We start from the raw sequence: 17,743 nt of genomic DNA, 5'->3' as shown, positions 1-17,743 counted from the left end.
GCCGGACGGGATCAGGTTTGAAGCATGCCTTCGTTAAAAGACCTTCGTAACCGTATCGCCTCGGTCAAGGCGACGCAGAAGATCACCAAGGCGATGCAGATGGTCGCCGCGGCGAAGCTGCGCCGCGCGCAGGAAGCGGCTGAAGCGGCGCGTCCCTATTCGGAGCGCATGGGCGCGGTGCTGGCCAACATCACCCAGGCGATCGGCGGTGGCGGCGATGCCCCGGCGCTGATGACCGGCACCGGCAAGGACGACGTGCATCTGCTTGTCGTCTGCACGGCCGAACGCGGCCTGTGCGGTGGCTTCAATTCGCAGATCGCCCGCTTTGCCCGCGACCACATCCGCAAGCTTCTGGCCGACGGCAAGCAGGTCAAGATCATCTGCGTCGGCAAGAAGGGGTTCGACATATTGCGCCGCGACTACGGGGCGCTGATCATCGAGCGTGTCGATCTGCGCGAGGTCAAGACGCTGGGCTTCGTCAATGCCGATGCCATCGCCAAGAAGGTGATCCACCTGTTCAACGAAGGCGGCTTCGACATCTGCACGCTGTTCTATTCGCAGTTCAAGTCGGTGATCAGCCAGATCCCGACAGCGCAGCAAATTATCCCGGCGGGCGTGGTTTCGGATGCTGCTGAAGCGAAGGATGGTGGCAGCGCTGTCTACGAATACGAGCCGGAGCCGGGCGAAATCCTCTCCGATCTCATCCCGCGCAACATCTCCGTGCAGGTCTTCCGCGCGCTGCTCGAGAATGCGGCCGGCGAGATGGGCGCCAAGATGAGCGCCATGGACAATGCGACGCGCAATGCCGGCGACATGATCAACAAATTGTCGATCACCTACAACCGCCAGCGGCAGGCGCAGATCACCAAGGAATTGATCGAAATCATTTCGGGCGCCGAGGCGCTCTAGGCACGCTCCCAAGGAGGTCATCGACCTCAAGCGTGTGAGAAACAAAGAGACGAAAAGGGTAAAGACGATGGCGAAAGCAGCGACCCCGAAGACGGCAGCCCCTAAGGCCGCGGCACCAGCAAAGGCTCCGGCGGCAGCAAAGGCCGCTCCGGCCAAGAAGGCGGCAGCAATCAAGGCCGCCGCCGTGAATACGCCGGCCGCTACCATCAAGAAAACCGGCTTGGCGGGCAAGGTTCGCCAGGTCATCGGCGCTGTTGTCGACGTGCAGTTCGGCGAACATCTGCCGGCGATCCTGAACGCGATTGAGACGATCAATGTCGGCAATCGCCTGGTGCTCGAAGTGGCCCAGCATCTCGGCGAAAACACCGTACGCTGCATCGCCATGGACTCCACCGAAGGTCTGGTTCGCGGCCAGGACGTCTATGACACCGGCGCGCCGATCACCGTGCCGGTCGGCCCTGGCATGCTCGGTCGCATCATCAACGTCATCGGCGAGCCGGTCGACGAGGCAGGCCCGGTCGACGGCATCGAGATGCGCTCGATCCACCAGCCGGCGCCGACCTATGTCGAGCAGTCGACGGAAGCGCAGATCCTGGTCACCGGCATCAAGGTGCTCGACCTGCTGGCCCCCTATGCCCGCGGCGGCAAGATCGGCCTGTTCGGCGGCGCCGGCGTCGGCAAGACGGTGCTGATCCAGGAACTGATCAACAACGTCGCCAAGGCGCATGGCGGCTTCTCGGTGTTCGCCGGCGTCGGCGAGCGCACCCGCGAAGGCAACGACCTCTATCACGAGTTCATCGAGTCCGGCGTCAACAAGAAGGGCGGCGGCGAAGGCTCCAAGGCCGCGCTCGTCTATGGCCAGATGAACGAGCCGCCGGGCGCGCGCGCGCGCGTCGGCCTGACCGGCCTGACAGTTGCCGAATACTTCCGCGACCAGGGCCAGGACGTGCTGTTCTTCGTCGACAACATCTTCCGCTTCACGCAGGCGGGCTCGGAAGTGTCGGCGCTGCTCGGCCGCATTCCTTCGGCCGTGGGCTACCAGCCGACGCTGGCCACCGACATGGGCGCGCTGCAGGAGCGTATCACCACGACGACCAAGGGTTCGATCACCTCGGTGCAGGCGATCTATGTGCCGGCCGACGATTTGACCGACCCGGCACCAGCGACTTCATTCGCCCACCTCGACGCGACGACCGTGCTCAACCGCGCGATTTCGGAAAAGGGCATCTATCCGGCGGTCGATCCGCTCGATTCGACTTCGCGCATGCTCGACCCGATGGTTGTCGGCGAGGAGCACTACCAGGTCGCGCGCCAGGTGCAGTCGATCCTTCAGCGTTACAAGTCGCTGCAGGACATCATCGCCATCCTGGGCATGGACGAGCTGTCGGAAGAGGACAAGCAGACGGTTGCCCGCGCCCGCAAGATCGAGCGCTTCCTGTCGCAGCCCTTCTTCGTCGCCGAAGTGTTCACCGGCGCGCCGGGCAAGTTGGTCGACCTCGCCGACACCATCAAGGGCTTCAAGGGCCTTTGCAACGGCGATTACGACCACCTGCCGGAGGCCGCCTTCTACATGGTCGGCGGCATCGAGGAAGCGGTCGAGAAGGCACAGCGCCTGGCGGCTGAAGCGGCGTAAGCCAAAGCGAATAGCGAATAGGGAGTAGCGAATAGGGGTCTATGAGCCGGACGAGTTTCTTCACTACTCGCTACTCACTATTCCCTATTCGCTAAATTGATCATGCCTGAAGCTTTCAAGTTCGAACTGGTCTCGCCGGAGCGCCTCTTGGTTTCCGAGCAGGTCGAATCCGTCGTCATCCCAGGCGCCGAGGGCGAAATGACCGTGATGGCGCATCACGCACCGGTCATGACCACGATCAAGCCGGGCGTCGTCACGTTGAAGACCGCTTCCGGCAAGGAAGAACGCTACGTGGTGTTCGGCGGCTTTGCCGACATCGTTCCGGCCGGCTGCACGCTGCTGGCGGAATCGGCTGTGGCCGTCGGCGACATCGACCGCGCCGAGCTTGCCCGCCGCATCCAGGAGGCGAGGGAAGACGCCGCCGACGCCAAGGACGACCAGACCCGCAGCAAGGCCGAGCAGTTCCTTAACCAGCTCACCACGCTTGAAGGCGCCATCCTGCCGGCTTAACGCGAAGGATCAGTTCGGCGTCGAGAAAGCGAGGCTTGCCTCGCTTTTTTATTTGGTGAACAGTCAGGCTGCCTTGGCGTGGGGGGCCGATGACAGAACAAACAGTGCAACAAGAAACAGTCTCGCGATCCAGATGGTCGACGGCCCTGGTGTCGGCCCTTGGCGGCCCGTTTGGCGGATTTCTATGGATTGGCGCTGGCAAACTGGCTGTCATAAGCCTGTTTGTGATCAGTGCTGTCAGCATCGCGCTTTGCTACATCGGAATTCCGGTGGTGCCGGGCATGGATCTTGCGGCGGCGGGCAACTTTTCAGGTATCGGCTTGATGATCCTGTGGGCGACGCTCGTTGTTCCCTTTGCGCATCGGTTCAAGCCGGACAAATGGTATGCGCAAGGGGTGTCGGTGTTCGTGTTGGCGTTTTACGCCTCCATCGTGGCTGCGTTTGTAATCCGCTCGTTGGTGTTCCAATCGTTTTCGATCTCGTCTGGCAGCATGACGCCGACGTTGCGGGAGGGCGACTATCTCTTCGTGTCCAAATCCGCATACGGCTACAGTCGCTACAGCGTGCCCTTCAACGTGCTCTCATTTGACGGGCGCCTATTGGGCGCGGAACCCAAAAGGGGAGATGTGGTGGCATTCAAGTTCCCGCCCGATCCGAGCGTGAACTACATCCAGCGGATCGTCGGCTTTCCGGGCGAAAAGATCCAGATCATCGACGGGATGCTTTACATCAACGAGGTAGCGGTGGGGCTCGAGGATATTGGCTCTTTTTCGTCCGAAGAGTTCCCCGATCCAGTCAAACTTCAACGTGAAACTTTGCCAGAGGGCGTGTCCTACACCGTTCTCAACCTGACAGATTCATCCATCGGGGACAACACGAACTCGTGGATCGTGCCCGCAGGCCACTATTTTGCACTTGGCGACAATCGGGACAATTCCTCCGACAGCCGATTCAGCGTCGGGTTTATTCCCAGTGAAAATCTGGTCGGCAAGGCCGTGCGGCTGTTCTGGAATTCTAAAGGCGTCGACTATTCTTCCCGGCAAGTATTGGATCCGTCAGGCAAATAGCTCACACCGTCAGCGCTTCCACGGCGCGCATGACGCCGCGCAGTTCGGCGAGGCCCTTCAGGCGGCCGATGCAGGAATAGCCGGGGTTCACCTTCTTGCCGATGTCGTCGACAATGGCATGGCCATGGTCCGGACGCATCGGAATCTGCCAGTCCGCCCTGCCTGCCGCCTTGCGCCGCCGCTCCTCGCCAATCAGCGCCGACACGACCGCCACCATGTCGGTGTCGCCGTCGAGGTGCTCGGCTTCGTGGAAGGAGCCGTCGGGCTCCTTGGTGACATTGCGCAGATGGGCGAAATGGATGTTCTCGGCGAAAGCCTTCGCCATTGCCGGCAGATCGTTCTGCGCGCTCGCGCCGTAGGAGCCGGTACACAGTGTCAGTCCGTTAGCCGGCGAAGCGACGGCGTCGAGCAGCGCGCGGGCATCGGCTGCCTTGGAAACGATGCGCGGCAGGCCGAACAACGAAAAAGGCGGATCGTCGGGGTGGATCGCCATCCTGACGCCGGCCTCTTCGGCAACCGGCACGATCTCGCGCAGGAAGGCAAACAGGTTTTCGCGCTGTCCTTCGGTAGAGACGTCCTTGTAGAGGTCGAGGGCGCGGCGGAAGCTCGCTCGATCGAAGATGAATTCGCGCGCCGGCACCCAGCCGATCAGGTTGAGCTCCAGTCTCGCCTTGTCGCTTTCGCTCATGCCTTGCAGCCGCACACGCGCCGCCTCGACACGGGCCGGCGGGTGATCGGCCTCCGCCCGTTTTCGCTCGAGGATGAAGACGTCATAGGCGCAGAGCTCGACGACATCGAAGCGCAGCGCCGTGCCGCCATGCGGCATCGGATAGTCGAGGTCGGTGCGCGTCCAGTCGGTGATCGCCATGAAATTATAGCAGATGGTGTTGATGCCGGCGGCAGCGACGGCGCGGATCGAGGCCTTATAATTGTCGATCAGGGTGCGCCAGTCGCCACTGCGGGTCTTGATGTCCTCGTGGACGACGATGCTCTCGACCACGTCCCAGGTCAGGCCTGCTGCCTGGATCTCTGCCTTGCGCCTGGCGATCTCGTCCGCCGGCCAGGCGCGGCCGTCATTGAGGTGATGCAGCGCGCTGACGATGCCGACGGCGCCGGCCTGACGGACATGGGCAAGCGTCACCGGGTCGTCGGGCCCGAACCAGCGCCAAGTCTGTCTCATGGCTTCTCACTCCCTATGCCAAGCGCCGCCAAGGCAGCGGCAGGCCCGCCCCGCCGCAGGCGCTCGAGATGGGCTGTCGTCAGATCAATCAGTGTCATGCGCTGGGAATGGTCCCTGGCGAAGCCGGCGAGATCGAACATCGCTGTCACAGCTTCATCAGCCGGCCGGCTGCCGAGCGCCGTAAGCCGAGTGTCGATCGGGTCGGTGAAATGGGCTTCGGGCAAGGTCTTGCCGCGCGCCTCGCAAGCGGCGATCCAGGCGGCCACCACCAGCATCAGATGGGCTGGGGGATCACCGGCACTCAGCCGCTCGACGGCCGAGGCGACGATGCGCTGTGGCAGTTTCTGGCTGCCGTCATTGGCGATCTGCGCCGTGCGATGGGCCAGCGCCGTGTTCGAGTAACGTTCGGCGAGCTGGGCCGTGTAGCCGGCCGTATCGAGCCCGGCGTCCGGCGGCAGCGTCGGGATCGCCTCGGCCCACAAGCCGTCGACGAATTGCCGGATCGCCGGATCGGCAAAGGCGCGGTCGACCGTGTCGTAGCCGCTGAGCAGGCCGAGATAGGCGATTGCCGAATGCGAGCCGTTGAGCAGCCGCAGCTTCATGTCCTCGAACGGCCCGACGTCGCCGACCATGGTGACGCCGAACTTTTCCCAGGCCGGCCTGCCCGCCGGAAAGTCGTCCTCGACCACCCATTGGCAGAACGGCTCGGTCATCACCGGCCAGGCATCCTCGACGCCGAGCTCGACGGCGATACGCGCCCGGTCGGCATCGGTGGTCGCCGGCACGATGCGGTCGACCATGCTCGACGGAAAGGCGACGCCGTCGGCGATGTGTGCGGCGAGCCTGGCATCGCCTGAAGTGGCGAGCCTGGCATCGCGCAGTGCGGCGAATTCGACCAGCAGGCGGTGCAGCGTGGCGCCATTGGCCGGAAGGTTGTCGCAGCAGAGCACGGTGAAAGGCTGGATGCCGGTGGCACGGCGGCGCGACAGCGCCTCCGTCAGGAAACCATGCGCCGTTCGTGGCATTTGCGGGTTAGCCAGATCATGGACGATGTCGGGGTGGGTATTGTCCAGTCCGCCGCCGGCTGCCCTCAGATAGGCCTTTTCGGTGATCGTCAGCGTGACGATACGGGTGAGCGGATCGGTCAGAGCGGCGAGCACCGCAGCCGGATCTTCCGGCGCCACCAGCAGCGACAGGATCGAACCGACGACGCGCAGCTCTTCTTCGACGCTGCTCCTGATCGCCAGTGTGTAGAGGCCATCCTGCGGCGCCAGTGCGTCGCGCGTGTCTGGACTACGCAAGGACACGCCGACAATGCCCCAGCCTGTCTCTCCAGCCGCCAGACAGTCGTCGACATAGGCCGCCTGGTGGGCGCGGTGGAACGCGCCGACGCCGAGATGGACGATGCCTGGCGCAATAGCGCCGCGGTCGTAGCGGGGAACCGCGACCGAAGCCGGCAGTGCCTTCAGCGTGCTGTTGGAAAGGCGTCTATTGGTCATTGCGCGGCGTGTCTGATCGAGGTTGCTGGGTCACTGTTGGCAGGCGGCGTAACACCCGTTGCCGTCACGCACAATGGGCAATGGCCGACGAAAAGTCATCATACAACAACCCATTTTTTGTATGTTGACATTATTTCTTTCCAACCCTACCGATGTCCGGATTGGGAGGATTTACGTGGCCGCATTGACGGATCCGGACTTGCTGTTTGCCGCCGAGGCGCGCCCGCTTTCGCTGGCCCGCGATCTCTACGCCGCGGTCAAGGACCTGCCGATCGTCAGCCCGCACGGCCACACCGATCCCCGCTGGTATGCGCTCAACGAGGCGTTTCCCGATCCGGCGCAGTTGCTGATCGTACCGGACCACTACATTTTCCGCATGCTGTTCAGCCAGGGCGTTCGGCTTGAGGAGCTTGGCGTGCCGACACTTGACGGTTCGCCGGTGGAAACCGACGGCAGAACGATCTGGCGGCGCTTCGCCGAGCATTATTACCTGTTCCGCGGCACGCCGACCCGGCTGTGGTTCGACCATGTGCTTGCCCATCTGTTCGGCATCGACGAGCCGCTGAATGCCAAGACGGCCGACCGCCACTACGACACGATCGCGACGCTGCTGCAGTGGGAGAATTTTCGCCCGCGAGCGCTGTTCGAGCGCTTCAACATTGAGGTCATCGCGACGACCGAAGGCGCGCTCGACGATCTCAGATGGCACCAGATGATCCGCGACAGCGGCTGGGACGGCCGCGTCGTCACCGCCTATCGGCCGGATGCGATCGTCGATCCCGACTTCGAAGGCTTTTCGGCCAATCTCGACCGGCTTGGCGAGATCACCGGCTGCGACACCGGCAATTGGGCCGGCTATCTCGATGCGCATCGCCAGCGGCGCGCCTTCTTCAAGAGCTTTGGCGCGACTTCCTCCGATCACGGCCATCCAACAGCCGAAACCGCCAATCTCTCGGATGCCGCCGCCGAGGAGCTGTTCAACCGCATCCGCCGGGGCTCGAACGACGAGCGCGAGCGAAAGCTGTTTCGCGCCCAGATGCTGACCGAGATGGCCAAGATGAGCCGTGACGACGGGCTGGTCCTGCAAATCCATCCCGGCTCCTGGCGCAATCATTCGCCGGCTGTCTTTCAGAAGTTCGGCAGGGACAAAGGCTTCGATATCCCGACTCGAACCGATTATGTGACGGCGTTGAAGCCGCTGCTCGACTGTGTCGGGCTGGAGCGCGATCTCACCATCATCCTGTTCACCCTCGACGAGACCAGCTATGCGCGCGAGCTGGCGCCGCTCGCCGGTGTCTACCCGGCATTGAAGCTCGGGCCGGCCTGGTGGTTCCACGACAGCCCCGAAGGCATGCGCCGGTTCCGCGAGATGACCACCGAAACGGCCGGTTTCTACAACACCGTCGGTTTCAACGACGACACCCGCGCCTTTCCATCCATACCGGCCCGCCATGATGTGGCGCGCCGGGTCGATTGCGCATATCTGGCGCGTCTCGTCGCCGAGCATCGGCTCGGCGAGGACGAGGCGCACGAGCTGGCGCAGGAACTTGCCTATACGCTCGCGAAAAAGGCGTACCGGCTCTAACGGCGCTTGCCGCCATCGTTCAAACGGGAGGAAACCAATGCTGCATTTTTCAAGACGGGCGGGAGCTACGCTACTTGCCGCCGCACTGCTGGCCGGAACGGCAAGCGCCCAGACGGTCCTGCGCTCGTCTGACACACACCCGGACGGCTATCCGACGGTCGAGGCGGTCAAATATTTCGGCGAGCTCGTGAAAGAGCGCACGGCCGGCCGCTATGTGGTCGAACTCTATCCTTCCGCGCAACTCGGCGAGGAAAAGGACACGATCGAGCAGGTGCGCACCGGCGTGATCGATCTCAACCGCGTCTCGATGGCGCCGTTCAACGGGCTCATCCCGGAGACCACCGTACCCTCGCTGCCCTACATCTTCCGTTCGGAAGACCATATGCACAAGGTCATGGACGGGGCGATCGGCGACCAGATCGCGGCGGCGTTCGACCAGGTCGGGCTGGTGCTGCTCGCCTTTTACGATGGCGGCTCGCGCTCCTTCTACAATTCGAAGAAGCCGATCAACACTGTAGCCGACATGGCCGGCATGAAGTTCCGCGTCATCCAGTCCGACATCTTCGTCGATATGGTGGCGGCACTCGGCGCCAACGCGACGCCGATGCCGTATGGCGAGGTGTATTCGGCGATCGAGACCGGGGTGATCGACGGTGCGGAGAACAATTTTCCGAGCTACGACACCGCCAAGCACGCGGAAGTCGCCAAATACTATTCGCTCGACGAGCACACGATGGTGCCGGAAGCCTTCGTCATGGCGAAGTCGAGCTGGGACAAGCTGACGCCGGAAGACCAGGCGATCTTCAAAGCGGCCGCCAAGGAGAGCGTCGCCAAGCAGCGCGAGCTGTGGACCGCCAAGGTCAAGGAATCGCGCGCCAAGGTCGAGGCGGCCGGTTCGCAGATCACGACGCCGGATAAGCAGCCCTTCATCGACGCGATGGGCCCGGTCTACGAGAAGCACGTCAAGGACGACAAGCTGAAGGCCATGGTCGAAGCCATCAAGGCCGTGCAGTGATCAAGCGGCGGCGCGGACATCCCGCGCCGCCGTCCTCTTGCGGAGAAAACCGGTGACTTCCAGCCTAAAACCAAGACCGCTCCTGTCCGGCGTCGCGCAAGTGATGTCGCGCGTCAGCACGGCGGCGCTGTCGATCGCCGGCATCGGGCTGGTGCTGATGACCGCCTTCGTCGCCTGGCAAGTGTTCGGCCGCTATGTTCTGAATCGTTCGCCGAGCTGGACCGAGCCGGGCTCGGTGATGCTGATGAGCTGGTTCATTTTCCTCGGCGCTGCCGTCGGCGTGCGCGAGAACTATCATCTCGGCTTCGACGTCCTGCTCTACGTGCTGCCAAAAGGCGGCAAGCGCTGGCTGCGGATGATTTCGGACCTCGTCGCGCTCGCCTTCGGCATCGGCATGATCTGGTATGGCAGCCAGCTGGTCGCATTGACCTGGGGCTCTGTCTTGCCGTCACTCGGCATATCGGGGGGCTGGGACTATGTCCCGCTTGTCGCGGGAGGCGCGCTCATCGTGCTCTTCACGCTGGAGCGCATCGTGCTTCGCCTCTCCGGCGCGCCGATCGACGATGCCCTCGATGAATTGCCGCCGGCCGAAGTCGCAGCCGAACTCGACACCGCCAACGTGAAGGTCTGACGCCATGGAACTGTGGATTCTCTTCGGCGTCTTCACCCTGCTGATGCTTATCGGCACGCCGATCGCTTTCTGCCTCGGCGTCGCAAGCCTGGCCACCGTCCTCTATATGGGCCTGCCGCCGCTGATCGTCTTCCAGCGCCTGAATTCCGGCATGAGCGTCTTTTCGCTGCTGGCCATTCCGTTTTTCATCTACGCCGGCGACTTGATGGTGCGCGGCGGCATCGCCAGCAAGATCGTTGCCTTCGCCGGCTCGCTCGTCGGCCATTTGCGCGGCGGCCTCGGGCAGGTCAACATCGCGACCGCTACACTATTCGGCGGCATTTCGGGCTCCGCGGTGGCGGAGGCAGCCGCGGTGGGCGGCCTGATGATCCCGCAGATGAAGGCGCGTGGATATGGAGCGGACTACGCCGTCAACGTCACGTCGATGGCGGCGCTGATCGCGCTGCTGCTGCCGCCGTCGCACAACATGATCATCTACGCGATCTCGGCAGGCGGAAAGATCTCCATCGCCGATCTGTTCACGGCCGGCATCATCCCGGGCCTGCTGCTGGCCCTGTCACTGATGGTCACCGCTTATTTCGTGGCGCGCTCCCGCGGCTATCCGACCGAGCCGTTTCCGGGCTTCACCGCGGTCGCGCATCTTTTCGCCGTCGCGGTGCCCGGCCTGCTGCTGATCGCGATCATCTTCGGCGGCGTACGATCGGGCGTCTTCACGGCCACCGAGAGTTCCTGTATCGCCGTCATCTATGCGCTGCTCGTGACCGTCTTCGTTTACCGGCAGATGACCTGGGAAGGGTTCGTTCATGCCACCCATGGCGCCGTGCGCACCACGGCCATGGTGCTGCTTATCATCGGCATGGCGGCGGCATTCTCGTGGCTGATGGCCTTCCTGAAAGTACCGGCAGCGCTGATAGCCTCCATGAACGCGATCTCGGACGATCCGCTGGTCGTGCTTCTGCTGCTCAACCTCTTGATGCTGTTCCTCGGCACGTTCATGGACATGGGGCCGACGATCATCATTTGCACGCCGATCTTCCTGCCCGTGGCGCAGGCCTACGGCGTCGATCCGGTGCATTTCGGCGTCATCATGATCCTCAATTTCGGCATCGGGCTGAACACGCCGCCGGTGGGCGCAGTGCAGTTCGTGGCGTGCGCAGTGGGCAAGATATCCGTCTGGGAATCGATGCGCTCGATCTGGCCGTTCTATGGCGCAGGCCTCGTGGTGCTGGCGCTCGTCACTTACATTCCAGCCATTTCGCTATGGCTGCCGAGCGTCTTCAAATAGGGGTTGCGACATGGCATCGGACACCGCAGTCGGGCTCCGCGTCGAACGAAGACCGAAGCTTTCGGAAACCGTCGTCGCCGCGATCCGCAAGCAGTTGCAGGCGGGCGAGATCCAGCCTGGGCAAAAGCTGCCGACCGAGGGCCAGTTGACTGAAACCTTCGGGGTCAGCCGCACCGTGATACGCGAGGCGCTGGCCAAGCTTGCCGCGGACGGCCTGGTCGAGCCGCGCCAAGGCGCCGGCGTCTTTGTCACCGAGCATATCTCGACAGCGTTCGGGGCTCTGGCAGCGGAGATGGGCAGCAAGGATTCAATTGCCCTCAACGTGCTCGAAGTCAGGTTGGCGATCGAGATCGAATCCGCCGGGCTCGCCGCCCTCCGCCATAACGCCGCACAGGAAGCGGCGATCCAGGAAGCCTTCTTCGAGTTCGAACGGCTGCTCCTCAACAGCGAGCCGACGGGACCGGCCGACCTCGCCTTCCACCGCGCAATCGCCAGCGCCACCAACAATCCGTTCTATGTCGAGATGCTCGATGTGCTCGGCCGGCGCGCCATCCCTTGCGATGTGACCTCGCCCTGGTCGACCGAATTCGCGCAGTCCGACGCCTACCAGCGCGGCCTGCAGCGCGAACACCTGATGATCCTTAATGCCATCTCGGCAGGCGATGCCGAGGCGGCACGGGAGGCGATGCGCGCGCATCTCGGTGCCAGCCAGCAGCGCTATCGCGAACGCCTGCACGCGCGTCAGGTGTTTTATGCCGACTCGGTCAAGGCCGCGGCAACTGAATAAGCAATTGAGGCAGCTCCATGGGACAGCAATGAATCACACTGACAATCATACGGATTTCACCTCGCGCTTTGCCATCGATCCTGTTTCTGCCGCGGCGATGGGCACGGACGAACTGCGTCACAATTTTCTGATCGAGGACTTGTTCCAGCCCGGCCGTATCAGCCTGACCTACACCCATTACGACCGCATGATCGTCGGCGGTGCCATGCCCGCCGGCGCGCCGCTGCCGCTGCAGGCGATCAAGCCAACCGGGACCAAGAATTTTCTCGACCGCCGCGAGATGATCATCGTCAACATCGCCGGTGCAGGCGTCGTGAAAGCCAGCGGCCAATCCTACGAGCTGCAGGCGCGCGACATGCTCTATCTAGGCATGGGCACCGATGAGGTGTCGTTCGCTGCGACCAATCCGGCTGAGCCGGCTAAGTTCTACCTGCTAAGCGCGCCGGCGCATCAGAGCCATCCCAACCGGCTGATCCGCATCGGCGATGCCAAGCGGCTCGATCTCGGCAGCCAGGCGACCTCCAACGAGCGCTCGATCTTTCAGTTCATCCATGCCGACGGCGTGAAGACCTGTCAGCTGGTCGTCGGCATGACCCAGCTTGCCCCCGGTTCGGTCTGGAACACCATGCCGTGCCATGTGCATGACCGGCGCATGGAGGCCTATCTCTATTTCGACCTGCCGGAGACGGCGCGGGTGTTTCACTTCATGGGCGAACCGGACGAAACGCGTCATCTCGTCGTGCGCAACGAGGAGGCGGTGCTGTCGCCGGGATGGTCGATCCATTCGGGCGCCGGCACCTCGAACTACGCCTTCATCTGGGCGATGGCCGGCGACAATGTCGACTATACCGATGTCGACCTGGTGGCGATGGAGGAGCTCAAGTGAGCGACCCCTCGGCCTTCAGCCTTGCCGGCAAGCGTATCCTCGTCACCGGCGCCAATACCGGCATCGGCCAGGGCATCGCCGTGTCGATCGCGCGTGCCGGCGGCGCGGTCGTCGGCGTCGGTCGCTCGGCGATGGACGAGACGGCGGAGAAGATTGCGGCGGCCGGCGGACGCTTCGAGGCGGTCCGCTGCGACCTTGGCGATGATGCCGCCGCCCAGGCGATGCTTGACCGCGTCTGGGACGATACGGGGCCGCTCGACGGCCTGGTGAACAATGCCGGCATCATCCGGCGTGCCGATGCGGTCGACTTGACCGAAGCCGACTGGGACGACGTCATCGGCGTCAACCTCAAGACGGTGTTCTTCCTCAGCCAGAGTTTTGCCAGGCGCGTGCTTGCCGACCCGGGACGGCGTGGCAAGATCGTCAACATCGCTTCGGTGCTGAGTTTTCAGGGTGGCATCCGCGTCGCCTCCTACACCGCCTCCAAACATGGCGTGCTCGGCATCACCCGACTGCTCGCCTGCGAATGGGCGGCAAAGGGCATCAACGTCAACGGCATTGCGCCAGGCTATATCGAGACCAACAACACCGAGGCGCTGCGTGCCGATCCCGACCGCAGCGCTTCGATCCTGGCGCGCATTCCGGCCGGGCGCTGGGGCGCGCCGGAAGACATCGGCGACGCAGCCGTCTTCCTGCTGGCGCCGGCGTCGAACTATATGCACGGCGCGGTGATGCCGGTGGACGGTGGCTGGCTGGCGCGATGAACAACAAAAGATGAGAGTTTGGCGATGACCGGAACCAAGATCTTCTCGCATGCCGGCGAGGGTGCGTGGACGCCGACGCCGGATGGCAACCGCAGGCGCGTGCTCCTGCACACGGACGAACTGATGATGGTCGAGTTCGCCTTCGACAAGGGCGGCGTCGGCGCGCTGCATTCGCATCCGCATGTCCAGGCGAGCTACGTCGCCGAAGGCCGCTTCGAGGTCACCATCGACGGCAGGACCGAGATCTTGGAAACCGGAAGCAGCTTCATCGTTCCTTCCAACCTGGTCCATGGCGTCAAGGCACTGGAGGCGGGACGACTGGTCGACAACTTTACGCCGCCCCGCGCCGATTTCCTCGACTGAGCTGCGGGCCCGAAGATCAGGCTGTCAGTTCTCGGAACGAAAAACCCGCGCCTCCGGAGAGACGCGGGCGTGTTGCCTGGGCGCTTGTGGCGCCGCGGTACTCAAAACATCACCGCAGAACCTGAACCTGCCGAATGATGGTGAAGATAGGATTAACCGCTCCGAGGCGGCGCGATATTCACAGCCAAGGCGAATAGGGGCTGGAACGACGGTCTGATATCGGCCAATGAGAGAGAAGTTCGCTTCAGGCGGTGCCGAGGACAGGACCAGAGGGGTCGATAAATGTTCGAATCTGCTGTCCAGGCAATCACCCGGCGATTCGCCGGGGAATTTCGGCAGGTCGTATCCGCGAAAGTTCTGTAATGCAGATTGCGGCGAGCATGCCGGCAGAGGATTCCAAGCGGCGCGTCCTGAAGGATGTCTTCGGCTTCGATGATTTTCGTCTCGGCCAGGCGGCCGTGATGGAGGCGCTGCTGGCCGGGCATCATGTACTGGCCGTCATGCCGACGGGTGCGGGCAAATCGCTCTGCTACCAGGTCCCGGCGCTGGTGCTGGGCGGGCTCACCATTGTCGTTTCGCCGCTGGTAGCGCTGATGCAGGACCAGGTCGCCGCATTGCGCCTTGCCGGTGTGGCGGCCGATACGATCAATTCCTCGCTCGATCGCGATGCCAATGTCGCTGCATGGCGCCGCGTCGCGGCAGGGCAGACACGGCTGCTCTATCTTGCGCCGGAGCGGCTGATGACCCCGCGGATGCTCGAGGCGTTGACCAAGCTCGATGTCCGGCTGATCGCCATCGACGAGGCACATTGCATCTCGCAATGGGGACCGGCGTTCCGGCGCGAATACGAAGAATTGTCGCGGCTGCGCGGCATCTTCCCCGATGTGCCGATCATTGCGCTGACGGCGACTGCGGACGAGACGACGCGCACCGACATTGCCGCGCAACTGTTCGACGGGCGCGTCGATACCGTGGTGCTCGGCTTCGACCGACCGAACATCAAGCTAAGCATCGAGCCCAAGCAGGACAGCAAGCGCCAATTGCTGAATTTCGTGCAGCGCCATGCCGGCCGAAGCGGGATCGTCTATTGCCTGTCGCGCAAAAAGACCGAAGAGATGGCGGCGTTCCTCGAGCGGAACGGCGTACGCGCGCTCGCCTATCATGCCGGCATGAGCAAGGACGCGCGTGAAGCGAATCAAAACGCTTTCATGACCTTGTCCGGGGTGGTGATGTTGGCGACCATCGCCTTCGGCATGGGGATCGACAAGCCGGACGTCGCCTATGTCTTCCACACCGACCTGCCGGGCAGCTTGGAAGCCTACTATCAGGAAATCGGGCGGGCGGGCCGCGACGGGCGGGCGGCCGAGGCGCATATGCTCTTCGGTCTCGGCGACATCCGTATGCGCCGGCTTTTCATCGACGACGAGGGCGCACCGGCGGAGCACAAGAGGCGCGCGCATGGCCGGCTCGATACGTTGATCGGCTATTGCGAGACGGCGCAGTGCCGCCGCCAGATCCTGCTTGGCTATTTCGGCGAAAGTGCTTCGCCTTGCGGCAATTGCGACAACTGCCTCGACCAGGCGCCGCATGCGGATGGCGACGCCGAGGCGCGGATCATCCTGGCAGCGATCACACAGACCGGCGAGCGCTTTGGCGCTGCCCACGTTGTCGATGTCCTGCTCGGCCATGAGACCGAGAAGGTCCTGGCCAGGAACCACCACAGGCTTGCCAGCTTCGGCACCGGTGTGGCGCATAAGAAGAGTCTCTTGCTGTCGCTGCTTCGCCAACTCGTCGCGGGAGGGTTCCTGACATTGGACTCAGCCGGCCATGGCGGCCTCGCCGTCGCCGAGAAAGGCCGTGAACTCGCCCGGGGCGAGGCTTCATTCCGGTATCGCGTGGACGCGCGCCAGTCATCGCGAGGCAAGATACGTCCTGTGGATACCGCAGCAGGCACGGAAGGTCTGGATTCGGCGCTGCTGGCCGCGCTCAAGGCGGTACGGCTGCGTCTTGCCCGGGAACGCCAAGTGCCGGCCTTCGTGATCTTTTCGGATCGTACGCTGATCGATATGGCTGAACGCTGCCCGCGTGATCTGGACGCCTTCGCCGCGGTCAACGGCGTCGGCGCCGCCAAGCTCAAGGATTTCGGCGAGATATTCCTCGGCGCGATCGCTGCGCATCAGTCCGGTCTCTCGGGTTGAAGACCCACTCCAGCGACGCAATCAGCACCTGCTTCGTCTCGCCGCTGCAATCGCAGCCTCCTGCTGCCGCAAGCGCTCGATCTTCGCGCTTTGGCGGGCAGCGACGGTCGAGGCGACACGCTGCCCTCCCCACAGCCAGTCCGGAATGTTGGTGTGGACGACTTTGCCGCGAGCGATGGCTGTTGCCGACATCTCGTCAGCGACCGTGCCGATCGCCACGTTGAGCTCGACGCAACTCATCTTGTCGTATTTCGCAGCATCAAAGGATGCAGGCAAAGGCGATGCACAACTTCCGACAAACATCAGGCTGCATATCACAGGCGTGGCCGTGGAGATCGGCTTCATTCTCTTATCAAGCACGTTGATGCCGGACAGACGAATATCGGAGGATTCTCGACCTCGGGCCGCTAAGCACTCCCGAGGTTCCGCGTAACTGAAGCATGTGACCTCTACAACCCTCTGTCCTGACCGTCCTATTTGTCCTCGAAGAATTCCGAGAGAACCGCTGCTATCGTGTCGGGGTGCTCTTCTGGGAAAAAGTGCCCGCCTTGGACAGCGCGTCCTTCCACTCTGTCAGCCCATTTCCTCCAGATAGCCAGCGGCCCGCCTTCTTGCGCATACCAGTTCTCCAGGGCGCCTTCGCCACTCCATAGCGCCATTAGCGGGCACTCGATGCGACGACCGTTTGCCTGGTTCAGCGCGTCATGTTCACGATCGATCGTCGCAGCGGCGCGATACTCTTCGCAGATCGCATGAATATGCGCGGGATCGCGAAGCGCATCAACATAGGCGTCCCTGACCTCTTTGGAGACCATTTTCGTCGACGATCCCCATTGCGTTATTGCATCGTCGACGACTGCATCGGGAGCCGCGCCGATCAGACGTTCCGGCAGGGGCTCCGGCTGGGCAAGCAGGCTCCAGGGCCAGAAGCCGAGCGCCAGTCTGGCATCCGCCCGATCCCATGTTGCGGCGGTGGGGACGATGTCGAGGACGGCGATTTTGAGCACTTTGTCGGGATGGTCGAGCGCCAGGCGATAGGCAACCCGCCCGCCGCGATCATGCCCGGCAACCATGAACCGCTCAAACCCCAGTTGCTTCATGGCTTGAACCATGTCGCCGGCCATGGCGCGCTTGGCGTATTGGCTATGATCGGCAGAGGAAACCGGGCATCCGCTTTGGCCATAGCCTCGAAGGTCGGCGGCGACCACCGTGAAGCGGGGCGCCAAGGCTGCGGCGATATCCCTCCACATCAGATGCGTCTCTGGAAAACCGTGAAGAAGCAGCAGCGGCGGACCGGTGCCACCGACCCTTGCGAAAATGGTCGTATAGTCCAGTCGCAAGCTGGTGGCTCTGAAACCTGCAAACACCGTCAGCCTCCTCCGGCGCCGTCAGACAAACTCTCTAAGGGCGCTAACGGTCGCCTGAGGCGAA

At 63.2% G+C, this 17,743-nt stretch carries 17 protein-coding genes; 13 read left to right on the top strand and 4 right to left on the bottom strand.

What is annotated here, in order from left to right; translation table 11 throughout:
* Positions 1-24 precede the first annotated feature (24 nt).
* The 4 genes from X760_RS57180 to lepB all read left to right on the top strand — a co-directional run bounded on the left by X760_RS57180 (position 25) and on the right by lepB (position 4,119).
* Positions 25-909 (top strand): F0F1 ATP synthase subunit gamma, encoded by an 885-nt coding sequence (locus X760_RS57180; RefSeq protein ID WP_023719705.1) that lies wholly within the window; start codon positions 25-27, stop codon positions 907-909.
* Between the two features lie 67 nt (positions 910-976).
* Positions 977-2,542 (top strand): F0F1 ATP synthase subunit beta, encoded by a 1,566-nt coding sequence (atpD, locus tag X760_RS57175; protein ID WP_023719704.1) that lies wholly within the window; start codon positions 977-979, stop codon positions 2,540-2,542.
* Between the two features lie 102 nt (positions 2,543-2,644).
* Positions 2,645-3,052 carry a F0F1 ATP synthase subunit epsilon gene (locus tag X760_RS57170; RefSeq protein WP_023719703.1) on the top strand — a complete coding sequence of 136 codons (408 nt, stop codon included), beginning with the start codon at positions 2,645-2,647 and terminating at the stop codon, positions 3,050-3,052.
* Positions 3,053-3,333: 281 nt separating this feature from the next.
* The gene (gene lepB / locus X760_RS0138175) at positions 3,334-4,119 is read left to right on the top strand and encodes a signal peptidase I (protein ID WP_051409685.1); all 786 of its coding nucleotides are present in this window, start codon (positions 3,334-3,336) and stop codon (positions 4,117-4,119) included.
* A 1-nt stretch (position 4,120) separates the two neighbouring features.
* On the opposite strand, the gene uxuA is transcribed toward lepB, so the two are convergent.
* Together uxuA and X760_RS57160 are read right to left on the bottom strand one after the other, a co-directional pair.
* Positions 4,121-5,299 (bottom strand): mannonate dehydratase, encoded by a 1,179-nt coding sequence (uxuA, locus tag X760_RS57165; RefSeq protein ID WP_023719701.1) that lies wholly within the window; start codon positions 5,297-5,299, stop codon positions 4,121-4,123.
* Entirely contained in the window at positions 5,296-6,798 is a 1,503-nt protein-coding gene (locus X760_RS57160) for a mannitol dehydrogenase family protein (RefSeq protein ID WP_023719700.1), read from the bottom strand. Before X760_RS57160 ends, uxuA begins: the two co-directional genes overlap by 4 nt.
* Before the next feature lie 175 nt (positions 6,799-6,973).
* On the opposite strand from X760_RS57160, the gene uxaC reads away from it, so the two are divergent.
* From uxaC to recQ, 9 genes are all read left to right on the top strand, one after another.
* Positions 6,974-8,383, top strand: a complete 1,410-nt coding sequence (gene uxaC, locus X760_RS57155; protein WP_023719699.1) for a glucuronate isomerase — start codon at positions 6,974-6,976, stop codon at positions 8,381-8,383.
* A gap of 37 nt (positions 8,384-8,420) precedes the next feature.
* Positions 8,421-9,398, top strand: coding sequence for a TRAP transporter substrate-binding protein (locus tag X760_RS57150; protein WP_023719698.1), 978 nt, complete (start codon positions 8,421-8,423; stop codon positions 9,396-9,398).
* Between the two features lie 103 nt (positions 9,399-9,501).
* On the top strand, positions 9,502-10,029 hold the full coding sequence (locus X760_RS57145; protein WP_023719697.1) for a TRAP transporter small permease: 528 nt from the start codon (positions 9,502-9,504) through the stop codon (positions 10,027-10,029).
* 4 nt (positions 10,030-10,033) lie between these two features.
* Positions 10,034-11,314 (top strand): TRAP transporter large permease, encoded by a 1,281-nt coding sequence (locus tag X760_RS57140; RefSeq protein ID WP_023719696.1) that lies wholly within the window; start codon positions 10,034-10,036, stop codon positions 11,312-11,314.
* Positions 11,315-11,324: 10 nt separating this feature from the next.
* The gene (locus X760_RS57135; protein WP_023719695.1) at positions 11,325-12,101 is read left to right on the top strand and encodes a FadR/GntR family transcriptional regulator; all 777 of its coding nucleotides are present in this window, start codon (positions 11,325-11,327) and stop codon (positions 12,099-12,101) included.
* A 28-nt stretch (positions 12,102-12,129) separates the two neighbouring features.
* A complete protein-coding gene (kduI, locus tag X760_RS57130) occupies positions 12,130-12,987 on the top strand; it encodes a 5-dehydro-4-deoxy-D-glucuronate isomerase (protein WP_023719694.1) in 858 nt (285 codons plus the stop codon).
* Positions 12,984-13,751 carry a 2-dehydro-3-deoxy-D-gluconate 5-dehydrogenase KduD gene (gene kduD, locus X760_RS57125; protein WP_023719693.1) on the top strand — a complete coding sequence of 256 codons (768 nt, stop codon included), beginning with the start codon at positions 12,984-12,986 and terminating at the stop codon, positions 13,749-13,751. Before kduI ends, kduD begins: the two co-directional genes overlap by 4 nt.
* A 24-nt stretch (positions 13,752-13,775) precedes the next feature.
* Positions 13,776-14,114: a cupin domain-containing protein gene (locus tag X760_RS57120; RefSeq protein ID WP_023719692.1), complete on the top strand. Its 339-nt coding sequence runs from the start codon at positions 13,776-13,778 to the stop codon at positions 14,112-14,114.
* Between the two features lie 362 nt (positions 14,115-14,476).
* Positions 14,477-16,312 (top strand): DNA helicase RecQ, encoded by a 1,836-nt coding sequence (gene recQ, locus X760_RS57115; RefSeq protein ID WP_023719691.1) that lies wholly within the window; start codon positions 14,477-14,479, stop codon positions 16,310-16,312.
* 21 nt (positions 16,313-16,333) lie between these two features.
* On the opposite strand, the gene X760_RS57110 is transcribed toward recQ, so the two are convergent.
* Positions 16,334-16,588: a hypothetical protein gene (locus X760_RS57110; RefSeq protein ID WP_245278615.1), complete on the bottom strand. Its 255-nt coding sequence runs from the start codon at positions 16,586-16,588 to the stop codon at positions 16,334-16,336.
* Positions 16,589-16,785: 197 nt separating this feature from the next.
* Positions 16,786-17,679: an alpha/beta hydrolase gene (locus X760_RS57105; RefSeq protein WP_023719689.1), complete on the bottom strand. Its 894-nt coding sequence runs from the start codon at positions 17,677-17,679 to the stop codon at positions 16,786-16,788.
* Positions 17,680-17,743 lie beyond the last annotated feature (64 nt).

This window comes from Mesorhizobium sp. LSHC420B00 (assembly GCF_000503055.1).
GTDB lineage: Bacteria > Pseudomonadota > Alphaproteobacteria > Rhizobiales > Rhizobiaceae > Mesorhizobium.
This window is presented reverse-complemented; position numbering and strand designations above follow the sequence as displayed.